At 28.9% G+C, this 11,468-nt stretch carries 10 protein-coding genes; 7 read left to right on the top strand and 3 right to left on the bottom strand.

What is annotated here, in order from left to right; translation table 11 throughout:
• Positions 1-60 precede the first annotated feature (60 nt).
• The 5 genes from argS to CLTEP_RS03595 all read left to right on the top strand — a co-directional run bounded on the left by argS (position 61) and on the right by CLTEP_RS03595 (position 6,079).
• Positions 61-1,752, top strand: a complete 1,692-nt coding sequence (gene argS, locus CLTEP_RS03615) for an arginine--tRNA ligase (protein ID WP_066822797.1) — start codon at positions 61-63, stop codon at positions 1,750-1,752.
• Positions 1,753-1,962: 210 nt separating this feature from the next.
• Positions 1,963-2,760: a ribonuclease H-like domain-containing protein gene (locus CLTEP_RS03610; protein WP_066822794.1), complete on the top strand. Its 798-nt coding sequence runs from the start codon at positions 1,963-1,965 to the stop codon at positions 2,758-2,760.
• A gap of 132 nt (positions 2,761-2,892) precedes the next feature.
• A complete protein-coding gene (locus tag CLTEP_RS03605) occupies positions 2,893-3,423 on the top strand; it encodes a DUF4358 domain-containing protein (RefSeq protein ID WP_066822791.1) in 531 nt (176 codons plus the stop codon).
• A 95-nt stretch (positions 3,424-3,518) separates the two neighbouring features.
• Positions 3,519-4,937 carry an MBOAT family O-acyltransferase gene (locus CLTEP_RS03600; protein WP_066822788.1) on the top strand — a complete coding sequence of 473 codons (1,419 nt, stop codon included), beginning with the start codon at positions 3,519-3,521 and terminating at the stop codon, positions 4,935-4,937.
• 14 nt (positions 4,938-4,951) lie between these two features.
• On the top strand, positions 4,952-6,079 hold the full coding sequence (locus CLTEP_RS03595; protein ID WP_242863861.1) for a DHHW family protein: 1,128 nt from the start codon (positions 4,952-4,954) through the stop codon (positions 6,077-6,079).
• Between the two features lie 33 nt (positions 6,080-6,112).
• Here CLTEP_RS03595 and CLTEP_RS14320 read toward each other — a convergent pair whose 3' ends face one another.
• The 3 genes from CLTEP_RS14320 to CLTEP_RS03585 all read right to left on the bottom strand — a co-directional run bounded on the left by CLTEP_RS14320 (position 6,113) and on the right by CLTEP_RS03585 (position 8,562).
• Positions 6,113-6,277, bottom strand: a complete 165-nt coding sequence (locus tag CLTEP_RS14320; RefSeq protein WP_084364607.1) for a FeoB-associated Cys-rich membrane protein — start codon at positions 6,275-6,277, stop codon at positions 6,113-6,115.
• A gap of 298 nt (positions 6,278-6,575) precedes the next feature.
• On the bottom strand, positions 6,576-8,336 hold the full coding sequence (feoB, locus tag CLTEP_RS03590) for a ferrous iron transport protein B (RefSeq protein ID WP_066822785.1): 1,761 nt from the start codon (positions 8,334-8,336) through the stop codon (positions 6,576-6,578).
• A gap of 1 nt (position 8,337) precedes the next feature.
• On the bottom strand, positions 8,338-8,562 hold the full coding sequence (locus tag CLTEP_RS03585) for a FeoA family protein (protein WP_066822783.1): 225 nt from the start codon (positions 8,560-8,562) through the stop codon (positions 8,338-8,340).
• A 259-nt stretch (positions 8,563-8,821) separates the two neighbouring features.
• Here CLTEP_RS03585 and CLTEP_RS03580 point away from each other — a divergent pair, with 259 nt between their 5' ends.
• The gene (locus tag CLTEP_RS03580) at positions 8,822-9,469 is read left to right on the top strand and encodes a ribonuclease H-like domain-containing protein (RefSeq protein WP_066822779.1); all 648 of its coding nucleotides are present in this window, start codon (positions 8,822-8,824) and stop codon (positions 9,467-9,469) included.
• A 296-nt stretch (positions 9,470-9,765) separates the two neighbouring features.
• Complete coding sequence (locus CLTEP_RS03575; protein ID WP_066822776.1) at positions 9,766-11,454, top strand: GspE/PulE family protein; 1,689 nt, start codon at positions 9,766-9,768, stop codon at positions 11,452-11,454.
• The last annotated feature ends 14 nt before the right edge of the window (positions 11,455-11,468 follow it).

Genomic DNA, 11,468 nt, shown 5'->3' with positions numbered 1-11,468 from the left:
GAGACGGATTTTTTTAAAAATAATGTACGAGTAAAAATTTATAAAGAAGGAGGCATTTTTGTGGATTATAAAAAGATAATAGCAGAAAGAATAAAAGAAAATGTTGATTTAGAATTAGAGTTTATTGAAAAATTGATTGAAATACCACCACAAGCTGATATGGGAGACTTTGCTTTTCCATGTTTCCAACTTGCAAAAGTGTTAAGAAAAGCTCCACATATGATAGCAGGAGATTTGGTAGAAAAAATTGATAAGTCTGGATTCGAAAGAGTGGAAAACATAGGACCATATTTAAATTTCTTTGTTGATAAGACTACACTAATAAAGGAAACTGTTGAAAAGGTTTTAAATGATGGAGAAAGATACGGATGTTCTGAAATTGGAAAGGGAAAGACTATTACAATTGATTATTCATCACCTAATATAGCAAAGCCTTTCCATGTTGGTCACTTGTTTACGACTGCTTTAGGAAATTCACTATACAGAATATTTACTGCACAGGGATATAAAGTTGTAGGAATAAATCATTTAGGTGACTGGGGAACTCAATTTGGTAAATTGATATCTGCATACAAAAGATGGGGAAATGAAGAAGCACTTGAAAAAGAACCTATCAATGAGCTTTTAAGAATTTATGTTAAATTCCATGAGGAAGCTGAAAAAAATCCATCACTAGAGGATGAAGCAAGAAAATATTTCAAAAATTTAGAAGATGGAAAAGAAGAAGAGACAAAGCTTTGGACTAGATTTAAGGAATTAAGTTTAAAAGAATTCAAGAGAGTATACGATATGCTTGGTGTAAGATTTGATTCTTATGCTGGTGAAAGTTTCTACAATGATAAGATGGATGATATGGTTGAATTAATTGAAAAATCGGGACTTTTAGTTGAAAGCCAAGGTGCAAAAGTTGTAATGCTTGAAGACTACAACATGCCACCATGTATTATAAAAAAGGCTGATGGTGCTACAATATATGCAACACGTGATTTAACAGCAGCTAAATACAGAAAAGACACATATGATTTCTATAAGAATATATATGTTGTTGGTAAAGATCAAACTCTTCATTTTAAACAGGTATTTACTACATTAAAACTTATGGGATACGATTGGGCAGATGATTGCGTACATGTTCCTTTTGGAATGGTAAGATTTTCAGATAAGAAATTATCAACAAGAAAGGGAGATGTAATTTTCCTTGAAGATTTGCTTAATGAAGCTGTTGCAAAAACTTTAGATATAATAGAAGAAAAAAATCCAAACTTAGAGGACAAAGAAGATGTAGCTAAGAAAATAGGAATAGGAGCTGTAGTATTCACATATCTTAAAAACAATAGAGAAAGGGATATTGTTTTTGATTGGAAAGAAATGTTAAGCTTTGATGGCGAAACAGGTCCATATGTTCAATACACATATGCACGTGCAAAGAGTATAATAAGAAAACTTGGTAATGCACCAGAGAATATAGATTATTCAAAACTTACAAGCAAGGAAGAATTTGAATTAGTTAAAGAACTTTCAAATTTACAGAATGCTATAAATTCAGCAGCAGATAAGTTGCAGCCATGCATGATTACGAGATATGTGTTGGATGTTGCAAAGGCATTCAATAAATTTTATAATTCTCACAGCATAGTTAATTCTGAAGATGATGAAACAAAATATGCTAGATTAAAGATGGTAGAGGCTGTTTGTCAGGTAATAAAGAATTCTCTATATTTAATTGGAGTAGATGTTGTTGAAAAAATGTAAAATAATTTGCCGTTGCACTAATGCAGCGGCTTTTATAATTGAAAATTGTTAAAATGTATTAAGGCATTTGAAAGAAAATAACAAGTCAAATATACTAACATACTGACTAGTTATTTTTTTGAAAATGCTTTATACTATTATATATAAATATATTGTATAATAAATAAGGGAAGCTCAAAACAATTACTGATATTAGGCTGGAGGAAAATAATGTTTACTAGAAATCATGAAGGTAAGTTGCATATTTCGCAACAAATTTTTAAGAAATACGATTTAGGGAATATTGCATTTTTTGATATTGAAACAACTGGTTTTAACAGAACTTGCGATATAATAATGTTGATATCCATTGGATATTTTAAAGATTATGAGAATTTTATTATTAAGCAATATTATGCTGAATATATTGAAGATGAAGAAAATGTTTTAAAAGCATTTAAGGAAGAAATAGCTAAATTTGATTCTTGGTGTTCATATAATGGTATCGCATTTGATGAGGACTTTATTATTAAGAGAATGGAAAGAAATAATATTGAATTTGTTCCTCCGAGCAAGCATGTGGACTTATATAGACTTATAAAACCGTACCATAAACAATTTGGATTGGAAAGGTGCAATTTAAAAACTATTGAAAGATTTCTTGGAATAGATAGAGAAGATAGAATTGATGGCGGTCTTAGTGTACAATTGTACAAACAATATTTGTATACAAATAATGATGATATAAGGGACACAATAATGCTTCATAATTATGAAGATGTGTTAAATCTGCCTTTATTATTTAATTTGATTTACAGGATAGGGACTGATCCTAATATAAAAAAAGAGCCAGGAATAACGCCAAATCAGCTTAAATATTTAAATATATTATTGAAAAAGAATAATATTGAAATAGAAAGCGATATAAAAAGTATATCAAAAAAAGCAGCTTCAAGGGCAATAGATAGTATATTAAAAGGAAATGTGGATAATAAAAAAATAGATTTTATAATTAAAGACACATATTAAAAAACTCTCAATTTTTTATTGAGAGTTTTTTCTTGCAAATTTTTTTGTAAAAGAGATAACTTTTATATATTTTTTTCGTATACTATTTGTGATTGAAAATTTTAAAATATAGTTACACAGGAGGGAAATCAAATGAAAAAAATTTTAAGTTTTATTATTTCAGTTTTAACAATTTTCACTATAGCAGGGTGTGGAAAACAAGCAGTAAATGTTTCAGTTAGTAATATAATAACTGATATAAAGGGTGTTATGGCAGAAGATATGAAAAAAGGCGGTGTTGATGAGGAAAGGTTCAAGGATGGCAAGCTTCCTGGATACATAGAAGTTGATTTAACATCAGAGGACAATAAATTCCCAGCTCCAATAAAGATAAATAAGGATGATATAGAAGAAGGATATGTTTTAGCTTCTATGATAAATGTAAGATCAGATGAAATAATTGTATTAAAAGCAAAAGATGAATCTAAAGTTGCAGATTTAAAAGCAAAACTAGAGGAAGAAAAACAAAAGCAAATTAAAATATGGGAACAATATTTACCAGATCAATATGAAAAGGTTAAGAATAATATAATCAAAACAAAGGGCAAGTACCTAATATATATTACTGCTAATAATCCTGAAAAAATTGAAGAAGTTTTTGATAAGGCATTTGAAAGAAAATAACAAATTAAATATATTAGTATACTGACTAGTTATTTTTGAAAATGCCTAAAGCATTAAAATAATATTGAATTGAAGTAATATTAGGATGTGTTCAAATGGTATTTAGCAGTCTAGAATTTTTATTTGTATTTTTACCGATTACGCTTATACTTTATTATTTTGTACCAAGAAATATAAAAAACTTGATTTTACTTATTATGAGCTTAATATTCTATGCTTGGGGTGAACCATTGTATATATTTTTGATGATTTTTTCATCTGTTGTTGACTATATACATGGCATTTTAATAGAAAAGTATAGATATGATAGTAGAAAAGCTAAGCTTATTGTAATGTCGTCAGTGATTATAAATATAGGTTTATTATCATTTTTTAAATATAGCAATTTTATAGTACAAAATATCAATAGTTTATTTAAAACAGGATTTAATGGTGTTAATTTACCTCTGCCAATAGGTATATCATTTTATACATTTCAGACAATGTCATATACAATTGATGTTTACAGGGGAGAGGCACCAGTGCAGAAAAATCCTATTTCACTTGCAATGTATGTAACATTATTTCCTCAATTAATTGCGGGGCCTATTGTGAGGTATCAGACTATTGCAGAACAGATCGAAAATAGAAAAGAAAATGTAGAAAAATTTGCATGTGGTATAAAGCGATTTATTATTGGATTAGGCAAAAAGGTACTTCTTGCAAACAACATAGGTATGCTGTGGAATGAAATACAGCATACCTGTATTAATGATTTAACCGTTTTAACAGCATGGCTTGGTATAATTTCATTTTCATTTCAGATATATTTTGATTTTAGTGGATACTCAGATATGGCAATTGGACTTGGTAAAATGTTTGGATTTGACTTTCTTGAAAATTTTGATTATCCGTATATATCACAAAGCATTTCTGAGTTTTGGAGAAGGTGGCATATATCATTAGGGACGTGGTTTAGGGATTATATATATATTCCATTGGGTGGAAATAGAGTAGGCAATATAAAAACATATAGAAACATATTTCTTGTGTGGCTTTTGACTGGACTTTGGCATGGAGCAAGCTGGAATTTTGCTATATGGGGTATTTATTTTGGAATAATATTATCATTAGAAAAAATTGGGTTATTAAAGCTGTTAAATAGGGTTTGGAAGCCATTAAGGCATATATATGTTATATTTTTATTGTTAATAGGGTGGGTTCTATTTGCATTTGATGATTTGCATATTGGATATAATTATTTAAAGGTTATGTTTTATGCTAGTAACGTAAAAATAATAGATGCACAATTCATAAGTTATATGGCATCGAATATGATACTTTTGATTGTTCTTTGCATAACGTCAACGCCCTTTATTAAAAATATACACGCATATATAATTAAGAAAAGCAAAATCAATAATTTGTTTTATGAAAATATTATTATACCTATAACATATTTTGCAATTATTCTAGTTTCTACTGCATACTTAGTGGATTCAGTATATAACCCATTTTTGTATTTTAGATTTTGAGGAAGTGATTTCATTTGAAAAGGCAATCAGATAAGATATTTATAATAATGTTTATAACATTTTTATTTGGTATGAGTGTGCTAAACATATTAACTCCTGATAAAGTTTTTTCTGAGTCAGAAAATAGGGTGCTTCAACAAATGCCAAAATTAAGCATTAAAAATGTGCTAAATGGCCGATTTATGAATAAATTTTCAAGATACATTTGTGATCAATTCGTTTTTAAGGATTTCTTTGTGAGTTTTAAATCTGATATAGAAAGAATAACTCTTAAAGGTGAAAATAATGGAGTTTACTTTGGACGTGATGGATATCTTCTTGAGAAGTATAAAAAACCGAGTAAAGCATTAGACAATAATATCAATGCTATCAATGATTTTTGTAATAGGAATACTAAGCTATCAACGTATTTTTTATTGGTACCTAATTCAGTAAAAATTTATGATGATAAATTGCCTAAATTTGCAAAACCGTATGATGAATTGAATACTATAAAAAACGTAAAACATAAATTAAATTCAGATGTGAAATTTATTGATGTGTATAAAACTTTAAGGGAACATAAGAATGAATATATATATTTTAGGACAGATCATCATTGGACAATGCTAGGAGCATATTATGCATATAAACAGTGTGCTAGATATATGGGGTTTACTCCCAATAATATTAATGATTTTACATTCAAAACAGTTTCAAATAAATTTTATGGTACATACTATTCAAAAGCAAATAATAGGCATATTGATAGTGATAGTATACAGGTTGCTTTTCCTAAGTTCAAAGCAAATTATGAAATCTACTATCGTGATAATGATAGATGCACAAATTCGTTATATGAATCAAAGTATCTAAATAAAAAAGATAAGTATTCTTATTTTTTAGATGGAAATCACTCACTTGTTACAATAAAGAGCAATGTGAAGAATGGAAAGAAATTAATAATATTTAAGGATTCTTATTCTCATTGTTTTATTCCATTTTTAGCAAATAATTATGAAGAAATTCATATTATAGATTTGAGATATTATAGATTAAATGTTTATGATTATATTAAAGAGAATAATATTAACGAGGCATTATTTTTATACAATGTATCGACATTTTCAAGTGATGACAGCACTGATGTATTAAGTAAATAGGCAAACTCAAATTTGAGTTTGCCTATTTAAATATCAATCTTCTTTTTCTTTTTTAGTTTGAATAGCACATTTGTTAGGGCAATTTGCACATGAATGTCCGCCACATCCACCTTCGCCTTTTATTTGTTTTTTTATGTTTCTATAAATTAAGTAAACTGAAAACAAAAGAATTCCAACTAAAAAAATATATTTAAACAATTTATCACTTCCCCTTAGAACCTAATATGCAGATACTGGTAGTCAGATACCAAATCTGTATTGGAAGCTGGAGATTAGAGACTAATCCAAAGTCACCAATCTCCAATCTCCAGAGCAGATTGTTACTTTGATGAAAATTAATACTTAGAACTTTATTCTTAAATAGGTGTAGTTTTCAAGTTTCAAATCTGTACTAGGGACTGGGGACTAGAGACTGGAGACTAATCCAAAGTCGTTAATCGCTAATCACCAAATCAGATTGTAACTTAGTTAGAATATAAAACCTAGCACCTAATTCCTAAAAGAGTTTGCCTATATTATAAACCAAGAAGGAGACCACCCATGCAAGTGTAAACTGGTATGCAACAGAAAATGCTGCCATTTTGTTTCCATACTCTTTTTTCATAGTAGCTACTACAGAAATACATGGTGTATAAAGAAGTACAAAAACTAGGAAACTGTAGGCTGATAAAGTTGAAAAATATTGAGGAAGTAAAACTGAAAGATTTCCTCCATAAATAACTCCCATGCTGCTTACAACTACTTCTTTTGCCATCAATCCTGTAAGTAATGAAACAGAAGTTTGCCATCTACCAAAACCTAAAGGAATAAATATAGGATTTATAAACTTACCTATTGATGCTAAAAAGCTAGAATTCATATCTGTCATTCCAGAAAAATTGAAGCTCTGTAAAAACCAAATAATGACTGATGCTGCAAAAATAACTGTACCAGCTTTTTTAACAAATCCTTTGCCTTTTTCCCATGTGTGAATCATTAAAGTCTTAATATCAGGTAATCTATATTCAGGTAATTCAATTATAAAAGGTTCTTCATTCTTTTTGAAAATAGTATTTTTAAACAATATACCTATTATAAAAGCTAAAACTATACCTAATAGATATAATGAGAACACTATTAAAGCCTTGTATTTTTTAAAGAATATTGAAGTAAACAATGCATAGACTGCAATTTTAGCATTACATGACATAAGAGGAACTAAAAGAGCAGTAAGTTTTCTATCCTTCTCACTTTCAAGAGTTCTAGCTGACATGATTCCAGGTACAGAACAACCAAAACCTACAATCATAGGTATAAAAGCTTTCCCAGACAAACCCATTTTTCTCATCAATTTATCCATTATGAGTGCGGCTCTTGCCATATATCCACTATCCTCTAAAAAAGAAATACCCAAGAATAGTGTCAATATAACAGGCAAGAATACCAAAATAGAACCTATTCCATTAACTATTCCATCAACTATAAGAGATCTAAACCATTCACTCGAATTAGCCATAATGCTATTAAGGTACGGTATAAAGGAATCATTAAAAAGCTTATCTAAAACATCTGAAAGAGGTTGTCCTACCAAGTTAAAAGTAAACATGAAAATAATAAATAAACTCAAGAAAAACAGTGGAAAAGCTAAAAATTTATTAAGTACAATATTGTCAATCTTATCAGAAACACTCACTTTTGATGAATCTGTGTTTTTAGTTAAGCATTCTTTAAGTATGTTTTCAATATATGAATATGTTTCTTTTTCTGTATTAAACTCTAAAATATTATTTCCAAATCTATCAAATGAACCATTTTCAAGTAATTCTTTAACTTTTTCTATTCCTATTCCCTTAGAAGCAACTATTGGAACAACAATTACGCCCAATTTCTTTGATAATATATCATAGTTGATTTTCATTCCTTTTGACTCAGCAGCGTCAATCATGTTTAAAATCAATATTATTGGTTTATTGAATTGCTTTAGCTGAGTTGTAAGGTATAGATTTCTTTCAAGATTTGAGGCATCAACAATATTTAATATTACATCAACATCATCTCTTTTTAAAAATTGCTTTGATATCTTTTCCTCATTTGAATAGGTATCCATAGCATATATACCTGGAAGGTCGACAATTTTGATATCATCATTCAAGTAACCTTCTATTTTTTCAACAGTAACACCAGCCCAATTACCTATATGTTGCTTAGCACCTGTTAAAGAGTTGAACAATGTTGTTTTACCAACATTAGGATTACCTATTAATGCTGCAGTAATCATATTAGTCCTCCTTGATGTAAATGTTTTTAGCATCATTTTTCCTCAATGCTAAATCAAATCCTCTCAAATTAATAATTATTGGATCACCAAGAGGTGCAGTTCTTTTAACCGATATTTCTGTGCCTTCAATACAACCTAATGCTTGAAGTCTTTTAGCTAATTTTTCATTTCCATATATTTCTTTAACATACCCTTTTTGACCGGGTTTAAGATCGCAAATGCACATGATTATCACCTCGTAATGAAAATTATTCTCAATATCATAATAACACCATATATAGTTTGTGTCAATAGTTTTTACAGATTAGACAATTCACTTTTGAATTTAGTTGTGGTATCATATTCTTCAAGTGGTAGTTTTAAAATTGAAGAAGTTTTGCTAAAGCAAAAAGCTCCACTATCTTACTGATAGATAAAAGGGAGTTTTGTAAAATATATAAAGTAAATAGTAAGTTTATTAAAATGTATGTAGAAAGAGTGATAATGTGATTTATAAAAACGATGTAATAAAAATTGAAAGCTTCTCATTAGAATATGCTTTGTATGTAGATGGCAATAGAGAAGCATTTAGAGATGCAGTATTTTTTGATTTGGAACATTATGTGTATAAAAAACCTATATGTGTAGGAGTTTTTGGAGCCTGCTGTTATAATAATGGTGAATTGCAAGTAACACAGTATATGATTGAGAATAAAAAAGATTCTATTAAAATTTTAGAAATTGCTGAACAATATTTTAAAAAGCAGAAAAATGAAAATGGCAAAAAATATTTGGTTACTTTCTCAGGAAATAATGATTATACTATAATAAAGTATTTATTCGAGAAGAATGGTATAGATTTCGATATTAATGAGCAGTTTATTCATGTTGATTTGCAAAAATACTATGAAAAATATGTGGGCGTTTGTACAGGACTTAAAAAATTAGAAAAGATTTTTGAAATCAATAGAGAGAGTGAACTCATAAGCGGTACAAATTTAGCCAAAACTTTTTCAAAGATAGTTAAAGATGATGACTATATTAATAGAATGTCAAAAGATAAGATAGAAAAGATTTTGCTTTATAATGAGCAGGATATTGTGAGTTTGTTTCATATGTATATTAATTGGAATAAGTATGTGAGCAATAATTAGTAATTATGCATATAAAAATAAATAATAAGTCAATATGCTAGCATACTGACTTATTATTTATTTTTTTGAATGTGCCTTACTAATTATAAGCAGAAATAATCCCAACAAAAACAAAATTTTTACTGGAATTTTGACATTAAATTTCTGTATTTGTAAAAAATGCTTGACGATATAAATTGAGTAATGTAATATTAAGTTAGTATAATATTTCAAATTAAAATAAAATTATGTAATAACGAAAATATTTTCGTAGTGAATAAATGAATTGTAAAATTGTATTATTAAGGGGAGTTATTATGCTTAGAACTAGAAAAAGGCTAGGCGATTTGTTAATAGATACAGGGAAGATAACCAAGGAGCAACTGAAAGAAATATTAAACAAGCAAAGAGGGTCAGGTAAGAAGCTTGGAGAATTGCTTATTGATGAAAAAATTCTTTCTGAAGATGATATAATAGAAGTGCTTGAAAAACAGCTTGGTATAAAGAAAGTTAAGCTTGACATAGTAAAAGTAGACAAAAAAGCTATAGAGACTATTCCGGAATCACTTGCAAGAAAGTACAATGTGATTCCTATTAGCTTTTTGGGTAATAAAATGAGAGTTGCTATGTCGGATCCTCTGAATATTTTTGCTATAGATGATATTAAGATTGCATCTGGATTTGATGTCATACCATTGATAGCTACAATAAGAGATATTTTAGATGCAATAGATAGATACTATTCTAGTCAGTATGTAGAAAAAGTTGCTGCAGAGCTAACAAATGAGAATACAGCTAAGAATAATGATAAACAAGAGGAAGAATTAACTGTTGATGATGTTAGAAATGCTCCTGTTGTTAAGCTGATAGATTCTATTATAATTAATGCTGTTAAAGCTAGAGCGAGTGATATACACATAGAACCATTTGAAAAATATATAAAGATAAGATATAGAGTTGATGGTGTTTTGCAAGAAGTATTGAGGACTTCTAAGGAGTCATTAGCTGCACTTACAGCACGTATTAAAATACTGTCGAATCTAAACATTGCTGAAAAACGTATTCCTCAAGATGGAAGAATAATAACAGAGGTTGATGGTAAAAAAATAGATTTAAGGGTATCAATTTTGCCTACCGTACATGGAGAAAAGATAGTTATAAGAATACTTAAGAAAGATGGTTCTTTGCTTAATAAAGAAAAGTTAGGCATGAGGCAATATGATTTGAATAAATTAGATAACATAATAATGAGTCCTAATGGAATAATTTTGGTTACTGGACCTACTGGAAGTGGTAAATCCACTACTTTGTATGCTATTCTTAATGAACTGAATACTGACGATATAAATATAATAACAGTTGAAGATCCTGTTGAATTTATGATAGAAGGAATTAATCAAGTAAATGTTAATGTTAAAACGGGACTTACTTTTGCTGCAGGATTAAGATCTATATTAAGACAGGATCCAGATATAGTTATGGTAGGAGAAATAAGAGATGCTGAGACAGCACATATTGCTATAAGAGCGGCTATAACAGGGCATAAGGTGTTGAGTACGATACATACAAATGATTCAGCATCTGCAATAGTAAGACTTACAGATATGGGAATTGAGCCATATTTGGTATCTACTGCATTATCAGGTGTAGTTGCACAGAGATTGGTTAGGAAGATATGTCCAAATTGTAGACAAGCCTATAATGCAGAAGAATATGAAAAGAAAATATTGCATTGTGACGTCAATGATGAATTGACATTATACAGAGGAAAAGGCTGTGCAACTTGTAATGGTACAGGTTACTTAGGCAGAGTTGGAATTTACGAAATAATGGAAATCACAAAAGAGCTTAGAGAAGCAATGCAAAGAAATGCAGGAACAGAGGAAATTAGAGAATTGAGCAAAAAACAAGGAATAAAAACATTAAAGAGTGCATGTATTGATTTAGTTATAGATGGAGTAACAACAGTAGATGAGCTAATAAGAAATACTTTTTTGAATGAATAGCAAATTAAGGGGTG

The organism is Clostridium tepidiprofundi DSM 19306 (assembly GCF_001594005.1).
GTDB lineage: Bacteria > Bacillota > Clostridia > Clostridiales > Clostridiaceae > Clostridium_AC > Clostridium_AC tepidiprofundi.
Note: the sequence above shows the minus strand (reverse complement) of the source record. Positions and strands in the feature narration are given on the sequence as shown.